Genomic DNA, 17,598 nt, shown 5'->3' on the forward strand with positions numbered 1-17,598 from the left:
TCCGCCGGGGCTTCGGCGCGGGGGTGACCCGCGTCTGCGTGTGGCGGAAATGAACTCCCGTTCCTTGTGGGGCGCAGCTAATCGAATACGTGCATGGAAACCACCCGTTGGGATGAACTCACCTCAGGTGGCTGTCCCTTCACTCTCCGTGCGTAAAAGATTCCGGGGGTAGTAGGCCGTCCGGGCGCGATGTCCCCCATTGGCGCGCGGCGGCTCCCGTCTCCCTGGGGGTTTCCCACGTGAACCGCAACACCTTCCGCACGCCCGCGGCCGTCCTGCTCGCCGCGGGAGCGGTCGCCCTGCTCACCGCCCCGCCCGCCGCCGCTACGGGCGGCGGCTCCGGCGCGGGCGGGGGCGAGGGCAAGGCCGCCGCCGTCGTGCTGCGCGCCGGACTGGACGTGGGCCTGCTCAACAAGGCCGTGCACGTCCCGCTGAAGACCACCCTGAACGAGGTCAGCGCCCCGGCGACCGCCGAGAAGACCGCCCTCGCCGTCGCCGTGGACGGCGCCGAGGGAGGAAAGCCGGTCAGCGTGCTCCGCGCCGACGTGGCCACCTCCAAGGCCACCGCGGACAAGCAGCGCGCCGTCGCCGAGGCCACTCTGGCCCACGCCAGGGTGCACGTCCCCGGGCTGCCCGCGCTCTCCCTGATCGAGGTGGAGAAGGTCACCTCCAAGGCCGTGTGCGAGGCCGGGAAGAAGCCGCAGGCCGACGCCAACGTGCTCGGCGCGGCCACCGTGCTCGGCAAGAAGGTCACCCTCACCGCCGGCGGCCCGACCAAGGTGGAGATCCCGGGGGTCGGCCTGGTCGACCTGGAGCTCTCCGCCAAGGAGACCACCTCCACCACCGCCGCCGCGGCCGCGCTCCGCCTCAAGGTGTCGGTGAACCCGCTGAACCTGAACGTGGCACAGGTCGACGGCGAGATCGTCCTCGCGGAGTCGCGCTGCGAGTCCCCGGCCGGGCCGCCCCCCTCCGCCGGCCCCGGCACCGAGCCCGCCGCCGACACGGGCGGCCGGCCCGACATCAAGCCGCAGACCGGCGCCTCGGGCACCGGGTCGAGCATCACCGCGGACGCCAACCTGGCCGAGACCGGCGCCGGTTCGCTCACCCCGTACGTCGCCGGCGGAGCACTGGCCCTGCTCGGCCTCGGAGCGGTCGCGCTCGTCGTGACCCGGCGCAGCCGCACCCGGTAGCACCGGGCGCGGCACCACCGCAGCACGCGGCGAGGCGGACCCGGCCCGGCTGGAGGGGGCGGGCCGGCTCAGCGCGTCGCGTGCTGCAGGCCCTGCTTGTCGGCCCCGCGCGACAGCACGGCCTCGCTGATCTGCTTGTCGACCGCGGCGTACTCCGACCGCTTGGCCCCGCCGGCCCCGCCGCCGTCGGCGGCGCAGGAGGTGCACACGACGCGGAACGGACCGCCCCGGTCCGAGAACTGGGTGAGGTACTCGGCCTTGGCCACCTCCCACCGGCCCGGGTGCGCGGCCGACGGGGCGAAGGTGAACCGGGGGATCGACGACATGTTGCCGCGCAGCTTCTCGGGCTCGTAGAAGCTGGCGATCTGGTCGCCCATGCCGAAGACCACCCACGTCCCGTTGATCTTCTCGTAGGGCTGCGGCACGTGGTTGTGCGTGCCGAGGATCAGATCGATGTCGGGGAGGCCGTCCGGACCGCGCGAGGCGGTCAGGGCCTGCGCCAGATCGCGCTGCTGCTGGTCGGGCGCCGTCTGCCACTCGGTGCCCCAGTGGATGCTGAGGACGACCACGTGCGCCCCGGCCGCCCGCGCCGCCCGCGCGTCGGCGATGATCCGGTTCTGGTCGAGGAGGTTGACGGCCCACGGCTTGCCGGACGGGACCGGGATGCCGTTCGTGCCGTACGTGTAGTCCAGCTGGGCGACCTTGGCGCCGCCCGCGGAGAGCACCGCCGGGGCCTTGGCCTCCTCGGCGCTGCGGGCCGAGCCGACGTGCTTGATGCCGACCCGGTCGAGGTGTTCGAGGGTGCGGACGACACCGTCGTAGCCGTCGTCCAGCGTGTGGTTCGAGCCCGTCGAGCAGCTGTCGTAGCCGGCGTCCTTCAGCGCGTCGGCCAGCTGGTGCGGGGCCTTGAAGGCCGGGTACCCGGTGTAGGGGCCGCCGGGCCGGCCGTACGGTATCTCGTGGTGGCATATCGCCAGGTCGGCCGCGGCCACCAGGGGCTTGACCCCGTCGAGTATCTTCCGGAAGTCGTGGCTCTGGCCGCTGCCCTTCGCATCGTCCGCCGCCTGCTGGATGATCGACGGGTACGGGATGGTGTCGCCTGTCGCGAGCAGTGTGAACGGGCGCGCGTCGGCCGGCGCGGCAGGCCCCGCCTGGCCCTTGCCCTTCCCGTTGCCCTGGCCGGCCTTGCCGCCGGCGAGCCGCTGCTCACCGGACGCGCCGCCGTCCTCCCCGCCCCGGTCGAGCAGGGCGGGGACGGCGAACACCGCGCCGCCCACCACTGCCAGTCCTGCCACTGCCACGCCTGCCTTGGCGGCTGCCTTCATTGCGGATCCCCCCGTGACTCCGTGCCGATGCGCAGATCATCACCCACACGGCCCCGTACCGCCAATGGTGCCCGGCCGCCGGATTCCGCTTCACCGCAGGTCAGAGGCCTGAACAGGCCCCTTGGGTCGCCGGCGGGCCTCCGGTGCCGCGGGCGGGCCGCGGCGGGGCGGCTCACGGCGCGGCTCACTGGGCCCTCACTGGGCCCTCACCGGGCCGTACGGGTGAGCTCGGCGGCCGTACGGCTGGGGCTCGGCAGCCGTACGGGTGGGGCTCAGCGGGCCGTCAGGGTGAGCGCGTGGTCCAGGGCCTGCAGCAGGCGGCCCGTCGTCGCCCGGTCGCGCACCGCCAGCCGGAGCCAGGAGTTGTCCAGGCCCGGGAAGGTGTCCCCGCGGCGGACCGCGAAGCCGAGGTTCCGCAGGCGGGCGCGGACCTCCGCCGCCCCCGGCACGCGGATCAGCACGAACGGGCCCTCCGCCACCCCCGACACCGTGATCTCGTCGAACTCGGCGAGCCCGGCCAGCAGATGGGCCCGGTCCACCGCGATCTGCCGGGCCGCGGCCTCCGCCTCCGCCAGCGCCTCCGGCGTCACACAGGCCTCGGCCGCCACCAGGGCCGGCGTCGACACCGGCCACAGCGGCTGCGCGGCCTCCAGCTTCGCGATCACCTCCGGCTCGGCCAGCACGTAGCCGATCCGCAGCCCCGCCAGCCCCCACGTCTTCGTCAGGCTCCGCAGCACCACCAGGCCCGGGATGTCCGTCCGCCCGGCCAGTGCCTCCCGCTCGCCCGGGACGGCGTCCATGAACGCCTCGTCCACGACGAGGATCCGGCCCGGCCGGGCCAGCGCGGCCAGGGTCGCCGCCGGGTGCAGGACCGACGTCGGGTTGGTCGGATTGCCGACCACCACCAGGTCCGCCTCCTCCGGCACCGCCGACGGGTCCAGCCGGAACCCGTCCGCCGCCCGCAGCACCACCCGCTCCACCTGGTGCCCCGCGTCCCGCAGGGCCGCCTCCGGCTCCGTGAACTGCGGGTGCACCACCACCGGGCACTCGGCGTCCAGGGCCCGCGCGATGAGCACGAACGCCTCCGCGGCCCCCGCGGTCAACAGCACCCGCCCGACCGGCAGCCCGTGCCGCTCCGCCACGGCCGCGCGGGCCGCGCGGGCGTCGGGGTACGCGGAGAGGGCGTCCAGCGAAGCCGCGATGCGCTGCTTGAGCCAGGCCGGGGGCATGTGCGCCCGTACGTTCACCGCGAGGTCCACCAGCGACGCGCCGTCGCCCCGCACCTCCGCGTCCCCGTGGTGCCGCAGGTCGTGCGCCTGCGCCGTGGCCACCGCGCACGTCGCGGCCACCGACCGCCGCTTCGGGACGAGGAGTTCGCCGCCGGTCGCGAGCGCGGCGGCCTCCGCCACCGAGGAGGTCCCGGCGGCTTCGCGCGCCGCTTCCGAGGGGTGCGGCACGCCGATGCCGGCCAGCTGCTCGGCCGGGTAGCTGAGCAGCGGCACGCCGAAACGTTCCGCCGCGCCCGCGATCCCCGCCTCGCACGCCTTCGACTCCACCGTGGCCAGCGCCTTCACCGCGCCCGCGGACAGCCCGGCCCCGCGCAGCGTCTCCTCGACCAGGGCGCACACCTCGGCCACGGACACCCCGGCCCGTCCGCCGACCCCGACCACCAGCTGCGTCGCGTAGTCACCCACCGGGATCAAGCCCCCTCCGTAGTCGTCAATGGTGCGTCGCCCGCGGCCCGCGCGCGGATGTGCACGCGCGGCCCGCAGTCGGTATTCAGGGGCACATGGCCGTGATCGTGGCGCTGGGCGCGTTCCTGATGACCCTCGCGGGCGGGTGGACGGCGCAGCGCGTCAACGACCGCCGCCACCTCGTCCTGGGCCTGGCCGGCGGGCTGATGCTCGGCGTGGTCGGCCTCGACCTGCTGCCCGAATCGCTGCAGGCCGCCGGCCGCCCGGTGTTCGGGGTCCCGCTCGCCCTGCTGCTCTTCGTGGCCGGCTTCCTCACCGCGCACGTCGGGGAGCGGCTGCTCGCCGTACGCCACGCGGCACACGGCGCCGAGAACGGACGCGTCCCGCAGGTCGGCCTCACGGCGGCCGCGGCGATGGTCCTCCACAGCCTCGCCGACGGGGTGGCGCTGGGCGCGGCCTTCCAGGTCGGCGGGGGGATGGGGGCGGCCGTGGCACTGGCCGTCGTCACCCACGACTTCGCCGACGGCTTCAACACGTACACCCTCACCCGCGTGTACGGGAACGCCCGCCGCCGCGCCCAGCTGATGCTGCTGGCGGACGCCGCCGCCCCGGTGGTGGGCGCGGCGTCCACTCTGCTGTTCACCCTTCCGGAGGAACCGCTCGGGGCGTACCTCGGCTTCTTCGGCGGGGCCCTGCTCTACCTCGCGGCCGCCGAGATCCTGCCCGAGGCACACCACGAGCACCCCGCCCTGTCCACCCTGCTGTGCACGGTGGGCGGGGTGGCCGGGATCTGGCTCGTGGTGGGCCTGGCGGAATGAGCTCACGGGCGGGCCGCCGCCGCTCCGGTGAAACGGCGGGCGACGGAGGGCTCCGCCGCCCAGTGGGTGTGCAGGTAGCTGGCGTGCACGCCCTGCCGGACGAACCCCTCGACACGCCGCTCCGGATGCGTGAACCCCCAGGCGGGGGCCTCTCCGGCACCCGGATCGACCACCGTGCGGTGGAACTCGTGGCCGCGCAGCCGGGTTCCGGCCGCCGCGAGGGAGCTGTCCGACACGGCCACCGCCTCCCGGTAGCCGAGGGTCAGGCGCTCCGACATCCGCGCGTCGGCGTCCAGCACCCCGCACATGGGCTTCCCGTCGAGGCTCCGCGCCAGGTACAGCAGCCCCGCGCACTCGGCGGCGATCGGCCCGCCCGCCGCCGCGAAGTCCGCGACGGCCTTGCGGAGCGGCTCGTTCGCGGAGAGCTCCGGGGCGTACACCTCCGGGAAGCCGCCGCCGATCACCAGGCCCGCGGTGCGCTCGGGCAACTGCTCGTCGCGCAGCGGGTCGAAGGGGACCACTTCGGCGCCGGCCGCGGCGAGCAGCTCGGCGTGCTCGGCGTACGAGAACGTGAACGCCGCCCCACCGGCAACGGCGACCACGGGCCGCCGCCCCGCACCCGGGCCCGGGGCAGGCCCGTCGGCCGGGGCCCCGGCCCGCCCGTGGGCACCGGCCCCGGCCAGGGCCCGCTCCGGCGACCAGGCGGTGCAGTCCAGCGCGGGCGCCGACCGGGCCAGCGCCAGCAGCGCCTCCAGGTCGCAGCCGGCCCGGACCTGCTCCGCCAGCGCCGCCACCGAGGCCACCGCGTCCGCGCGGCGCTCGGCCACCGGCACCAGCCCCAGGTGCCGCGACGGCGCCGAAACCTGCGGCGCCCGCCGCAGGACGCCCAGCACCGGGGTGCCCGCCTCCTCCAGCGCCTCCCGCAGCATCGCCTCGTGCCGGTCGGACCCGACCTTGTTCAGGATCACCCCGCCGAGCCGCACCTGCGGGTCGAACGACGCGAACCCGTGCACCAGCGCCGCCACCGACCGCGACTGCGAGGAGGCGTCGACCACGAGCACCACCGGCGCCCGCAGCAGCTTCGCGACCTGCGCCGTCGACGCCAGCTCACCGCGGCCCGCCGCCCCGTCGTACAGCCCCATCACGCCCTCGACGATCGCGAGGTCGCAGCCCGCCGCCCCGTGCGCGAACAGCGGAGCCACCAGCTCCGGCCCGCACATGAACGAGTCCAGGTTGCGCCCCGGCCGCCCCGTGGCCAGGGCGTGGTAGCCGGGGTCGATGTAGTCGGGGCCGGCCTTGTGCGGGGACACGGCCAGGCCGCGCCCCGCGAAGGCCGCCATCAGGCCCGTCGCCACGGTGGTCTTGCCGCTGCCCGACGAGGGCGCGGCGATCACCAGGCGCGGGACGCCGAACAACTGCGAGGTCACCACTCGATGCCCTTCTGGCCCTTCTGGCCCGCGTCCATCGGGTGCTTGACCTTCGTCATCTCCGTGACGAGGTCGGCGAACTCCATCAGCTTCTCCGGCGCGTCCCGCCCCGTGATCACCACGTGCTGGGTGCCCGGCCGGTCGCGGAGCACCTCGATGACCTCGTCGACGTCGATCCAGCCCCACTTCATCGGGTACGCGAACTCGTCCAGCACGTACAGCCGGTGCGTCTCGGCGGCCAGATCCCGCTTGACCTGCTCCCAGCCCTCCTTGGCCGCCTGCTCGTTGTCGAGCTGCGCGTCCCGCTGGACCCAGGACCAGCCCTCGCCCATCTTGTGCCAGACGACGCTGCCGCCCTCGCCGGAGGCGCCGAGCACCTTCAGCGCGTTCTCCTCGCCGACCTTCCACTTCGCCGACTTGACGAACTGGAACACCCCGATGGGCCAGCCCTGGTTCCAGGCGCGCAGCGCCAGCCCGAACGCCGCCGTCGACTTGCCCTTGCCCGGCCCGGTGTGGACCAGGACGAGCGGGCGGTTGCGGCGCTGGCGGGTGGTGAGTCCGTCGTTCGGGATGACGGTCGGCTGTCCCTGCGGCATTACGCGGCCCTCCTGTTGGTGTGCGATGACGACGGCGACATCGCCGACGTGCGTACGTTCTTCACGAGCCCGGCCAGCGCGTCGGCCCGCAGCCCCTCCAGCGTCACGGCCGGCCCGCCGAGGTCCGCGGCCAGTGCCCCGGCCAGGCCCAGCCGGACCGGCCCCGTCTCGCAGTCCACGACCACCGAGGCGACCCCGTCGGCCGCCAGCAGCCGGGCACTGCGCGCCGCGAGCGCCCGGGCGTCCCCGGCGAGGGCGCCGGCCGAGGTGGCCCGCCCGTCGGTGACGACCACCAGCAGCGGGCGGCGGCTCGGATCCCGCAGCCGCTCGATCCGCAGCACCTCACGGGCCTTCAGCAGGCCCGCGGCGAGCGGGGTCCGGCCGCCGGTCGGCAGCCGCTCCAGCCGGGCCGCGGCCGCGTCCACCGAGGACGTCGGCGGCAGGGCGAGGTCGGCGCCCGCGCCCCGGAAGGTGATCAGGCCGACCTTGTCGCGGCGCTGGTAGGCGTCCAGCAGCAGCGACAGCACGGCCCCCTTGACCGCGCCCATGCGCTGCCGGGCGGCCATCGAGCCGGAGGCGTCGACCACGAACAGCACGAGGTTGCCCTCGCGGCCCTCCCGGGTGGCCTGGCGCAGGTCGTCCTTGCGGACGACGAGCCCGCGGCCGCTGCGCCCGCGCGCCTTCTGGTGCGGGGCGGCCGCGTGCAGGGTCGCGGCCAGGTGCAGCTTCGTCAGCTGGCCGCGCGGGCGCTGGGCGCCGGTGGTACGGCCGTGCGCGGTGCGGGCGCGCGAGCGGCGGCCGGACGCGCCCTCGCCGAGGCCCGGCACGCTGAGCATCTTCGTCCGGAACGGCTCCCCGGCCCGCACGGCCGCCTGCTCGGGAGCGTCCCCGCCCTGCCCGGCGGCGGGCTGCGGGGCGGGGGCGTCCGCGACGTCCGGAGCACCAGGGGCATCAGGGGCATCAGGCGACTCCTGAACCTCCGGAGCCTCGGGCCCGCCCTGCGGGGGAATCCCGCCGCCGTCGGGGCCGCCGCCGTTGTCATCGGGCCCCTCCGGCCCCTCCGGCCCCTCGGGCCCCTCCGGCCCCTCCGGGCCCGGATCCGGGTCAGGGTCCGGCTCCGGGTCCGGCTCGGGCTCGTCGTCGGCGAAGCCGTCCAGGATCTCGTCGAGCTTGGCCTCGTCCAACCCGGGTGCATCGAAGGGGGCCCGCCGACGGCGGTGGGGCAGGGCCAGCAGTGCGGCCTGCCGCACATCCTCCCTGAGCACTGCCGTACGCCCGGCCGAGGCGGCCAGCGCGGCCGCCGTGCGGGCCATCACGATGTCGGCGCGCATGCCGTCCACCTCGAAGCCGGCGCAGACCGCCGCGATCATCAGCAGGGCGTTGTCGCCCAGCCGGACCTTCGGCAGCAGAGCCCGTGCGGCCACCACCCGGGACCGCACCTCGGCCTCGTCACCGGCCCAGCGGGCGGCGAAGGCGGCGGGGTCGTCCTCGTACGCGAGCCTGCGCCGGACCACCTCGACCCGCTGCTCCGGCTCCCGGGAGGCGGCCACCTCCACGGTCAGCCCGAACCGGTCGAGCAACTGCGGGCGCAGCTCGCCCTCTTCCGGGTTCATCGTGCCGACGAGCAGGAACCGCGCGGCGTGCCGGACGGACACGCCCTCCCGCTCGACATACGAGGCACCCATGGCGGCGGCGTCGAGCAACACGTCCACCAGGTGGTCGTGGAGCAGATTGACCTCGTCGACGTACAGAATGCCGCGGTGTGCGTCGGCCAGCAGCCCGGGCTCGAAGGCCTTCACCCCGTCGGCGAGGGCCCGTTCGATGTCGAGCGCGCCGACCAGGCGGTCCTCGGAGGCGCCGACCGGCAGCTCCACCATCCGGGCGGGCCGCTCGGCCGAGGTCCCGGGCTCGTGCGGACCGTCCGGGCAGCCGGGGTCGGGCTTGGCAGGCTCGCAGGAGAACCGGCAGCCGGGGACCACGTCCACCTGCGGCAGCAGCGCCGTCAGGGCACGCACCGCGGTCGACTTGGCCGTGCCCTTCTCGCCGCGCACGAGTACGCCGCCGACCGCCGGGCTCACGGCGTTGAGCAGCAGCGCCAGCCGGAGGTCGGATTGGCCGACCACCGCGGTGAACGGATAGGGCGTGCTCATGTGCTCACTCCTCGTGTACGGATGTACGGCTGCGGCATGTCAGCCCGTGCGGGCGCGAAGCGATGTCCCGGGGCTCCGCCCCGGATGCCGGAGTACGGGATTCCGGCCCGCGCGGCGTTTGAGCGCGCGGGCGTGGAGCGCCCGTCCCGGGGTCCGGGGGCGGAGTCCCCGGTTTCGGGAAGGGGCGGGGCGGGGACAGCCGCCCGCAGGGCCCCGGCCCAGCCCCCCGCGGCGGTCACGGGGCACCCGGGGGGAGGAACGGGAGGCCCGTCGGGGCGCCGGCCTCGATGAGGCGGAGCAGGGCTCCGGTGTCGGCGTGTTCCTCGATCAGGTCGCCGAGCAGGTCGAGCTGCTCCTCCCGGAGCCCCGCGAAGGACGTGTCCGGGGCCGGGACGAAGCGCCGCCCGGCCGCGGCCGCAACCTCCCGCAGGAAGGCCCGCCGGAAGGCGTCGGACTCCAGCGAGCCGTGCCAGTGGGTGCCCCAGGCCGACCCGACCCGGCAGCCGTCCAGGAACGGCTCCCCGCCCAGCACCTCGGCCACGCCGTGGTGGATCTCGTAGCCGTCGACCGGTTCCCCGAGCGCCGTGCCGGTCGGCCGGGCCAGGGTCTTCTCCCGGGCGAACCGGACCCGGACCGGCAGCAGCCCGAGGCCGTCGACGACGCCGGCCTTCGACTCGACCTCGTCCTCGATCCGCTCGCCGAGCGCCTGGAAGCCGCCGCAGATGCCGAGCACCGGCCGGCCCTCCGCGGCCCGCCGCGCCAGCGCCTCGGCGAGCCCGCGCTCGCGCAGCCACTGCAGGGCCTTCACCGTGCCGCGGGTACCGGGGACGACGACGAGGTCGGCGTCGGCCAGCTCCTCGGCGCGGTCCACGAACCGCACCACCACGCCCGGCTCGGCCGCCAGCGCGTCGACGTCGGTGAAGTTCGACATCAGCGGCACCGCGCAGACGGCGACCCGCAGCACGTCCTCGCCGACCGGCGGGGCGACGACCGACTCGCGCACCGCGCCGCGCAGCGAGACCCTCAGGCCGTCCTCCTCGTCGATGCCGAGCCCGTGCCGGTAGGGCAGGACCCCGTACGTGGCCCGGCCGGTGAGGGACCGGAGCATCTCCATGCCCGGCTCCAGCAGCGAGACGTCACCGCGGAACTTGTTGACCAGGTATCCGGCGATCAGGGACTGGTCCTGTTCGGACAGCAGCGCCGTCGTCCCGAAGAACGAGGCGAAGACCCCGCCCCGGTCGATGTCGCCGACCACGACGACCGGGAAGCGCGCGGCCCGCGCGATCCCCATGTTCACGATGTCGGTCCGGCGCAGGTTGATCTCGGCCGGACTGCCCGCCCCCTCGCAGATCACGGCGTCATACGTGCCCCGCAGCTGCTCCAGGCAGTCCGTGACGACGCCGAGCAGCTGTTCCTGCCGGCCGCCGTGGTAGCCCCGGGCGCTCATCTCGCCGACCGGCTTGCCCAGCAGCACCACCTGGCTGCTGCGGTCGCTGCCGGGCTTGAGCAGGACCGGGTTCATCAGCGCGGTCGGCTCGACGCCGGCCGCCTGCGCCTGCATGGCCTGCGCCCGCCCGATCTCGGCGCCCTCGCGGGTCACGAACGAGTTGAGCGACATGTTCTGCGCCTTGAACGGCGCCACCTTCACGCCCTTGCGGGCCAGCCACCGGCAGATGCCCGCCGTGACCACGCTCTTGCCCGCGTCCGACGTCGTACCGGCGACGAGGAGTCCCCCCGCCCGCTTCCCGCCGCTCATGCCCGTCCCTTCCCCGACGTCCCCGACATCCTCGACATCCTCGACGTCCCTGAAGTCCCCGACTTTCCCGGCCGGCGCGACACCGCGTACCGCAGTGCCACGCAGGTCCCCAGTGCCAGCCACGTCACCTGCTGCGAGAGCCGCACGGCCCGTTCGACGTCCGCGAGCTCCACGGGCCGGCCCGCGGCGCCGTTCAGCACGGCCCGGTGCTCGACCCGCCCGCCGTACGAGAGGGTGCCGCCCAGCCGTACGCCGAGGGCTCCCGCGAAGGAGGCCTCCACCGGCCCGGCGTTGGGGCTCGGGTGCCGGCCGGCGTCGGCGCGCCAGGCCCGTACGGCGCCCCGCCGGTCCGGGCCGGCGACCACGGCCGCCAGCGCGGTCAGCCGGGCGCCCGGCCAGCCCGCGAGATCGTCGAGCCGGGCGGAGGCCCAGCCGTAGCGCAGGTGGCGGGGCGACTTGTGGCCGACCATCGCGTCGAGGGTGTTGACGGCGCGGAAGGCCAGCAGTCCGGGGACGCCCGCGACGGCGCCCCACACCAGGGCCCCGACGACCGCGTCGGAGGTGTTCTCGGCCACCGACTCCACGACGGCGCGGGCCATCTGCTGTTCGTCCAGGGCCTGCGGGTCGCGCCCGCACAGGTGGGGCAGCCGCTCGCGGGCCACCTCGGCGTCGCCGGCGGCGAGTGCCCCGCCGATGGCGCGGGCCTCCCGCCCCAGTGTGGTGCCGCCGACGACGGCCCAGGTGGCGGCGGCGGTGACGGCGATCCGGGCGGCCGCGGACCGGGAGCGCACGGCGCGGGCGGCCAGCGCGCCGACGGCGGCCGCGCCCCCCACGCAGACGAGGGTGTGGACGGCGCCACGGGCGCGGTCGTCGCGCCACAGGGCGCGTTCGACGGCGGCGGCGGCCCGTCCGAAAGCGGCCACGGGGTGCCCGCGGCGCGGATCGCCGAGGATCCGGTCGCCGAGCAGGCCCGCCGTGGCGCCGTACGCGAAGACGCGATCGGCACGCATGGTTGCAGGTATGTCCTCACTCAGGGTCCGCGCCCTGGTTCGACGTGTCCGGCGGCGAGAGTTCCTGGCTCCCGGACCGCACGCGCCGCGTGCGCCCCGGTGACAGTGGCGGGACCGCGCCGGATTCGCACCGGACTTCCTCTCCATGCCGCCGTGATGGCTCGGGCAGTCCACCACGCACCGCGAACGCCCGTCAACTCGCCGTTGACCTGCGGCGAGGCACGTCACACAAGGCGGTCACCGGCACGGCACAGGCACGGTCACCGGGACGGTCACGACACGGGAAAGCTCCCCCCGGAGAACCCGGAGGGAGCTTTCGTGCGTGTTGCGTGCCGTCGTCAGCTGACGATCAGGTAGATGCCGTACGCGACGGCCGCGGCGACGACCGCGAAGCAGGCGTACGCACCGCTGCGGGCCAGGGTGGCGGCGCCGCCCTGCTCGACGGCTGCCTCGTGCTTCGACAGGCCCACCAGGCCCAGGGTGAACAGGGCCACGAGGGCGACGGTGGCGGAGAGGCTGACCCCGAAGACGGAGCCGAGGGCTGCCCAGTCGATCTTCATACTGCGGATTCCTCTGTCGTTCGCGGGGTCAGACCGTGGCCGCGGGGGCCGACGGGGTCGTCGGAGCGGCAGGCGCGGGGATGGTGGCCTTGAGCTCCTCGCCCGCCACGGCTGCGGCGGTCGGCGGGACGGTGACGGCGGCCATGGCCGTGGTGACCACGCCCGGGGCCTCGGTGTCGGCCGGCTGGACGTCGTTGACGTTGTGGTGGTCGACGACCTTGCGGCGCGAGATCAGCCAGATGGCCAGGCAGGAGCCGACCAGGAAGACCGTGACGGCGGCGATGCCGACGTCGCCGGTGCGCATGACCATCTCGGCGAGCGCGGAGACCAGGGCGGCGGCCGGCAGGGTCAGGCCCCACGCGACGAACATGCGGGTGGCGGTGGACCAGCGGACCACGCCGCCCTTGCGGCCCAGGCCGGCACCCATGACCGCGCCGGAGCAGGCGTGGGTGGTGGAGAGGGAGAAGCCGAGGCTGGAGGAGGCCAGGATGACGCTCGCGGCCGAGGTCTGGGCGGCGAAGCCCTGCTGCGGCTGGAGGTCGGTCAGACCCTTGCCCATGGTGCGGATGATGCGCCAGCCGCCCAGGTAGGTGCCGAGGGCGATGGCCATACCGGCCGAGACGATGACCCAGACCGGCGGGTTCGCACCCGGGTGCAGGGCGCCGCCGGCGACGAGCGCCAGCGTGATGATGCCCATGGTCTTCTGCGCGTCGTTGGTGCCGTGCGCGAGGGAGACGAGGCCGGCGGAGGCGATCTGCCCGGCGCGGTAGCCCTTGGCGGAGGTCTTCTCGCCGACGTGGCCGCCGAGCTTGTACGTGACGCGGGCGGCCAGCAGAGAGGCCACACCGGCGACGAGCGGCGCGGCGACGGCCGGGATGAGCACCTTGGTGACGACGACGTCACCGTTGACGGCGCCGAGGCCGGCGGAGGCGACCGCGGCACCGATCAGACCGCCCATGAGGGCGTGCGACGAGCTGGAGGGCAGGCCGACCAGCCAGGTCACGAGGTTCCACAGGATCGCGCCGACCAGGGCGGCGAAGATCACTTCGGGCTGGATGCCCTCTTCGTTGACGAGGCCCTTGGAGATCGTCTTGGCGACCTCCACGGACATGAAGGCGCCGACGAGGTTGAGCACGGCGGACATCGCCACCGCCGTCTTGGGCTTGAGGGCGCCGGTCGAGATGGTGGTCGCCATCGCGTTGGCTGTGTCGTGGAAACCGTTCGTGAAGTCGAACACGAGAGCGGTGATGATCACGATCCCGAGGAGAAGCGTTATGTGCTCCATTTACCCAGGCTTCTGTTTGGCGTCAGTGGCTCGGCGACCGTAGGCAACCTGGGTGAACGGAAGATGAACTGACATCGTCGGAGCGGTGGACCCGGTCGGGACCCCGTCCCGGCCTTCGTCCCGGTTTCATGGTCCATATGTCGATTAATGCATGTCAAAGCTGGGTTAACGAACCTTCCCGCCCGGCCCGCGGCCGCCCGGACCCCGCCCCGAAGCGGAGCGGAAAGTGATCCACATCACGCCCGGCGGAGGCTCCTGCCGGGAGGTCCCGCGTTCCGGATCCCGCCACCGCGGCCGACGTTCCGCTTCCCGGCCGCCCCGAGGCCGGGCCGTTCCCCCCGGAGGCCCGCCCGCGCCGCTCCCGGTGGCCCGCCCGCGCTCCCGCCTCGACACTGGAGCGGTGCGTACCGCCACAGTGACGGCCGCGGCCGTCGCCACCACCCTCGCCGGCGCCGGCGCGGCCGCCGTCGCCGCAGGCCGCTACGCCGCGGACGCCGCCCTGCGCTCCCGGCCCGGCCGCCCCCTCCCCGGCGGGCCCAGGCTGAGCGTCCACTCCACCGGCCCGGGCCGCGTCGCACTGACCCGGTCCCTGGCCTCGCTGCGCCCCGGCACCTACGGCCTGACCGCGCCCGGGGTGCACGCCGTCGTCGGGTCCGTCCTGGACGGCGTCGCCCACGACCCCGACACCGTCGTCCGCCGGCTCCTGGCCGTCACCCGCGGCAGCCTCGCCCCCGGCACCCGCGTCGCCCTCACCCCCCAGGTCCACGCGGGCGACCCGGGCACCGCCCTCGGCCTCGAACACGCCGACGCGGACGTCCCCGGCGAGCTCGGCGCCCTGCCCGCCTGGTTCGTGCCCGCGCCCCGCGACACCTGGGTCATCGCCGTCCACGGGCTCGGCACCGGCCGCGAGCACCCGATGGTGGTCATGCCCCTCCTCCACCGCCTCCGGCTGCCCGTCCTCTCCCTGTCCTACCGCGGCGACCTCGGCGCCCCCGCCTCCCCGGACGGCCTCGGCCACCTCGGTGAATCGGAGTGGCGCGACGTGGACGCCGCCATCCGCTACGCCCTGCGCCACGGCGCCCGCCGCGTCGTCCTGCACGGCTGGTCCACCGGCGCGGCCATGGCCCTGCACGCCGCCGAGCGCTCCGCCCTCGCCGACCGCATCGCCGGCCTCGTCCTCGACTCGCCGGTGCTCGACTGGCACACCACCCTGCGCGCGCTCGTCGCGGCCCGGCGCACCCCGGCCGCCCTGCTGCCGCTCGCGGTGCGCGCCGCCGAGGGCCGCGCCGGGCTGCGGGCCGGCCACCGGCGGCCCGGCGAGGACCCGGGCGCGCTGCGCATCCCCGTACTGATCTTCCACGGCCCCGACGACACGATCGCCCCCTGGGAGCCCTCCCGCCGGCTCGCCGCCGCCCGGCCCGACCTCGTCACCCTGCGGACCGTCCCCGACGCCGCGCACGGGGCGATGTGGAACGTCGACCCGCACGGGTACGAGGAAGCGCTGCGCCGCTTTCTCACCCCCCTGATGTGAAGCCCGTGTGCACACAGGGGCAGGGGCGTCGATATGTCTGGAATTCCCGCGCCCCGACCTCTGATAACGGCCGGTTCCGTTTGGGCTTTCGGCCGGTGACGGGCGAGACTGCTTCCGTGACGTCCCGAAAGCCTGATGAGCAGTTGGTTCGCGACTCCAGACTCCGACTCGTCTCCCCGCGCTCCGTCGCAACAGCCCGCAAGGCGGTGACGGACCGGCGCACCCGGCCGGCCTCCAGGCCCCCGGCGGGCACCCCCGCCCCGGCCGAACTCGCCAACCGGGCCCGGGCCTCGCTCGCCGACGCCGTACGGCTCGCCCGGTGGGCCGAACGCAACCTCGGCGCGGGCGACGGAGGACGGCCCGCCCCGGCCGCGGCCCTGCCCGCGGTGGACGTCGAACGGGCCTCCGAGGAACTGGGCCTGACGCACGGGCAGATCCGCGCCGGCTGGGACCGGGCCCGCCTCGCCGGACTCGTCGAGGTGCACGGCGGCCACGCCCGGCCGGGCTGGCGGCTGCGGGCCTGGGGCAGCGACGACAGCGCCGTCCTGCGCGGCTGGGTCGCGCTCTTCGACGCCTGGTCGCTGGTGCACCCGGCGCCCGCCGACATCGCCGCCGCCGACATCGCCGAGGTCGTCGAGGCGATGCCCCAGCTGCTCTCCCTGCTCCAGCTGTCCGCCGGCCCCGTGACCGTCCCGGACCTGCTGGACCTGCTCGGCCAGCGCGTCGCCGAACTCCGCGACGAGCGCTGCGAGGTCCCGTACGACACCCCCGCGCGCGGGGGCCCGCCCGCCGAGGCCGCGCCCGGCACCCCACCGGAACCCGCCTCCGGGACCCCCGCGGCCGCAGCGCCCGGGACCCCCGCCCCCGAGACCTCCGCCTCCGGCCCCGGGGCGGCCCCCGTCCCGCTCGCCCGGCTGCTGCGCTGGGCGCTCGGCGGCCTCGCCGCCGTGGACGCCGTCACCCTCGGCCCGGCCCAGGCCTCGCTCACCCCGCTCGGCAGCTGGGCCGTCTGGGTCAAGCTGGAGCAGATCTGCGTGGCCGCGCAGAGCCCCGCCGGGAACATCGAGCAGTCCGCCGCCGCCATGCTGCACGGCTGCGCCGGCCTCACCCCCGGCCCGGCCCGGGCGGAGTACCGGGCCTGGCTCGCCGCCCGCCCCGTCGGCCATGCGGTCGGCGAGCTGCTGGGCGCCGCCCGCGGCGAGGACGCCCTGCTGCGCGGCCTCGCCTTCGAGGCCCTCCGCGTGGTCGGCGCCCCCGCCGAGCCCGAGGTGCGCGCCGCCGCCCGCGAGCCCGCCCTGCGGCCGTACGCGCTGCTCTGGCTCGCCGAGCACGACGGGGTCGACCCCGACGAGGCCCAGGAGGTGCTCACCCCCGAGGAGTCGACCTGGCTGTGGGTGGACACCGCCGCCGCGATCGCCGACCACGGCGAGGCCGACCTGCTGGCCCGCCACCTCGACTCGGCCGTCCGGACCACGGTCCCGCGGCTGCTGGACGAGGTCCGCGCGGTCGGCCACCCGCGCACCGTGCAGGTCCTGGTCGCGCTGGCCGCCGCCCACCCGGACCCGGCCCTGGCCAAGGCGGTCCGCCGGGCCGCCTTCCAGGTCCACACGGGCGGCGTCTGACCGGGGGGCCGGCGTACGGGCCGACCGGCCGACCGGCTCGTCAGGTGCCCGGGAGGCCGGCGGACCGGACGGGCGCGCCGCGGGGGTCAGAGCTGCGGCGCGTACGTCCCGAAGCTCCAGATGTTGCCCTCGACGTCCCGGGCCATGTAGTCCCGCGAGCCGTAGTCCTGGTCGGTGGGCTCCATCAGGATCTCCGCCCCGTGGTCCACGGCCCGCCGGTGGTGCGCGTCCACGTCGTCCACGACGACGTAGACGCCGGTCGGGCCGGCGTCCGCCATCGCCTTGTCGAAGACGCTGCCCGTCCCCCTGCTGCCGAGCATGACCGCCCCCGGCCCGTACGACAGCTCGGCGTGTCTCACGGTGCCGTCGTCGCCCTCGTACACCGCGACCCGGGTGAATCCGAAGACCTCCGTCAGCTGCCGGATCGCGGCCTTCGCGTCGCGGTAGACGAGAGCGGGAAACACGGACGGCTGTCCGGCCATGACGATCACCCCTTGTCGGCTCGTGCGCGTACTCGTGAATGTGACCTGCGCAACAGCATGGCAGGCGGCACCGACAGCGGCGGGAAGGCGGTCACCGCGTTGCCGTGCGGCCCCATCCGGCGCCCGCTCCGGTCCCTTCCGGCGCCCGCTCC

13 protein-coding genes, 1 pseudogene and 1 riboswitch are annotated in these 17,598 nt (G+C 75.5%); of the genes and pseudogenes, 4 read left to right on the top strand and 10 right to left on the bottom strand.

Annotation, left to right across the window (positions count from 1 at the left end; genetic code table 11):
• The first annotated feature begins 239 nt into the window (after nucleotides 1-239).
• The gene (locus ACIQUT_RS25575) at nucleotides 240-1,190 is read left to right on the top strand and encodes an SCO1860 family LAETG-anchored protein (RefSeq protein WP_403565965.1); all 951 of its coding nucleotides are present in this window, start codon (nucleotides 240-242) and stop codon (nucleotides 1,188-1,190) included.
• Nucleotides 1,191-1,258: 68 nt separating this feature from the next.
• Here ACIQUT_RS25575 and ACIQUT_RS25580 read toward each other — a convergent pair whose 3' ends face one another.
• Both ACIQUT_RS25580 and cobC read right to left on the bottom strand, forming a co-directional pair.
• Nucleotides 1,259-2,515 carry a CapA family protein gene (locus ACIQUT_RS25580; RefSeq protein WP_403565967.1) on the bottom strand — a complete coding sequence of 419 codons (1,257 nt, stop codon included), beginning with the start codon at nucleotides 2,513-2,515 and terminating at the stop codon, nucleotides 1,259-1,261.
• 272 nt (nucleotides 2,516-2,787) lie between these two features.
• A complete protein-coding gene (cobC, locus tag ACIQUT_RS25585) occupies nucleotides 2,788-4,209 on the bottom strand; it encodes an Rv2231c family pyridoxal phosphate-dependent protein CobC (protein WP_403565969.1) in 1,422 nt (473 codons plus the stop codon).
• Nucleotides 4,210-4,304: 95 nt separating this feature from the next.
• Here cobC and ACIQUT_RS25590 point away from each other — a divergent pair, with 95 nt between their 5' ends.
• Nucleotides 4,305-5,027 (top strand): ZIP family metal transporter, encoded by a 723-nt coding sequence (locus tag ACIQUT_RS25590; RefSeq protein WP_403565971.1) that lies wholly within the window; start codon nucleotides 4,305-4,307, stop codon nucleotides 5,025-5,027.
• A gap of 2 nt (nucleotides 5,028-5,029) precedes the next feature.
• On the opposite strand, the gene ACIQUT_RS25595 is transcribed toward ACIQUT_RS25590, so the two are convergent.
• From ACIQUT_RS25595 to ACIQUT_RS25625, 7 genes and pseudogenes are all read right to left on the bottom strand, one after another.
• The gene (locus tag ACIQUT_RS25595; protein ID WP_403566067.1) at nucleotides 5,030-6,442 is read right to left on the bottom strand and encodes a cobyrinate a,c-diamide synthase; all 1,413 of its coding nucleotides are present in this window, start codon (nucleotides 6,440-6,442) and stop codon (nucleotides 5,030-5,032) included.
• An 8-nt stretch (nucleotides 6,443-6,450) separates the two neighbouring features.
• Nucleotides 6,451-7,050, bottom strand: a complete 600-nt coding sequence (gene cobO, locus ACIQUT_RS25600) for a cob(I)yrinic acid a,c-diamide adenosyltransferase (protein ID WP_179176931.1) — start codon at nucleotides 7,048-7,050, stop codon at nucleotides 6,451-6,453.
• Complete coding sequence (locus ACIQUT_RS25605) at nucleotides 7,050-9,200, bottom strand: putative cobaltochelatase (protein WP_403565973.1); 2,151 nt, start codon at nucleotides 9,198-9,200, stop codon at nucleotides 7,050-7,052. The genes cobO and ACIQUT_RS25605 overlap by 1 nt, the downstream gene beginning before the upstream one ends.
• Nucleotides 9,197-10,956: pseudogene (locus ACIQUT_RS25610) on the bottom strand (cobyric acid synthase). Before ACIQUT_RS25610 ends, ACIQUT_RS25605 begins: the two are co-directional and overlap by 4 nt.
• Nucleotides 10,953-11,966: a cobalamin biosynthesis protein gene (locus tag ACIQUT_RS25615; RefSeq protein ID WP_403565975.1), complete on the bottom strand. Its 1,014-nt coding sequence runs from the start codon at nucleotides 11,964-11,966 to the stop codon at nucleotides 10,953-10,955. Before ACIQUT_RS25615 ends, ACIQUT_RS25610 begins: the two are co-directional and overlap by 4 nt.
• Before the next feature lie 58 nt (nucleotides 11,967-12,024).
• Nucleotides 12,025-12,109, bottom strand: a riboswitch (cobalamin riboswitch).
• A 195-nt stretch (nucleotides 12,110-12,304) separates the two neighbouring features.
• Nucleotides 12,305-12,526, bottom strand: coding sequence for a hypothetical protein (locus ACIQUT_RS25620; protein ID WP_403565976.1), 222 nt, complete (start codon nucleotides 12,524-12,526; stop codon nucleotides 12,305-12,307).
• Between the two features lie 28 nt (nucleotides 12,527-12,554).
• Nucleotides 12,555-13,811 carry an anion permease gene (locus ACIQUT_RS25625; RefSeq protein WP_403565978.1) on the bottom strand — a complete coding sequence of 419 codons (1,257 nt, stop codon included), beginning with the start codon at nucleotides 13,809-13,811 and terminating at the stop codon, nucleotides 12,555-12,557.
• A 400-nt stretch (nucleotides 13,812-14,211) separates the two neighbouring features.
• Here ACIQUT_RS25625 and ACIQUT_RS25630 point away from each other — a divergent pair, with 400 nt between their 5' ends.
• Together ACIQUT_RS25630 and ACIQUT_RS25635 are read left to right on the top strand one after the other, a co-directional pair.
• Nucleotides 14,212-15,342 carry an alpha/beta hydrolase family protein gene (locus tag ACIQUT_RS25630; protein ID WP_403565979.1) on the top strand — a complete coding sequence of 377 codons (1,131 nt, stop codon included), beginning with the start codon at nucleotides 14,212-14,214 and terminating at the stop codon, nucleotides 15,340-15,342.
• 116 nt (nucleotides 15,343-15,458) lie between these two features.
• Nucleotides 15,459-16,964, top strand: coding sequence for a hypothetical protein (locus tag ACIQUT_RS25635; RefSeq protein ID WP_403565981.1), 1,506 nt, complete (start codon nucleotides 15,459-15,461; stop codon nucleotides 16,962-16,964).
• An 86-nt stretch (nucleotides 16,965-17,050) separates the two neighbouring features.
• On the opposite strand, the gene ACIQUT_RS25640 is transcribed toward ACIQUT_RS25635, so the two are convergent.
• Nucleotides 17,051-17,446, bottom strand: a complete 396-nt coding sequence (locus tag ACIQUT_RS25640) for a VOC family protein (protein WP_403565982.1) — start codon at nucleotides 17,444-17,446, stop codon at nucleotides 17,051-17,053.
• Between the last annotated feature and the right edge of the window lie 152 nt (nucleotides 17,447-17,598).

This window comes from Streptomyces sp. NPDC090445 (genome assembly GCF_044769385.1).
GTDB lineage: Bacteria > Actinomycetota > Actinomycetes > Streptomycetales > Streptomycetaceae > Streptomyces.

Bases quoted from the DNA above. Each gene is read 5' to 3' on its own strand.
- ACIQUT_RS25580 (WP_403565967.1), bottom strand. From the start codon at position 2,515: ATGAAGGCAGCCGCCAAGGCAGGCGTGGCAGTGGCAGGACTGGCAGTG.
- ACIQUT_RS25590 (WP_403565971.1), top strand. From the start codon at position 4,305: ATGGCCGTGATCGTGGCGCTGGGCGCGTTCCTGATGACCCTCGCGGGC.
- cobO (WP_179176931.1), bottom strand. From the start codon at position 7,050: ATGCCGCAGGGACAGCCGACCGTCATCCCGAACGACGGACTCACCACC.
- ACIQUT_RS25605 (WP_403565973.1), bottom strand. From the start codon at position 9,200: ATGAGCACGCCCTATCCGTTCACCGCGGTGGTCGGCCAATCCGACCTC.
- ACIQUT_RS25615 (WP_403565975.1), bottom strand. From the start codon at position 11,966: ATGCGTGCCGATCGCGTCTTCGCGTACGGCGCCACGGCGGGCCTGCTC.
- ACIQUT_RS25620 (WP_403565976.1), bottom strand. From the start codon at position 12,526: ATGAAGATCGACTGGGCAGCCCTCGGCTCCGTCTTCGGGGTCAGCCTC.
- ACIQUT_RS25625 (WP_403565978.1), bottom strand. From the start codon at position 13,811: ATGGAGCACATAACGCTTCTCCTCGGGATCGTGATCATCACCGCTCTC.
- ACIQUT_RS25640 (WP_403565982.1), bottom strand. From the start codon at position 17,446: ATGGCCGGACAGCCGTCCGTGTTTCCCGCTCTCGTCTACCGCGACGCG.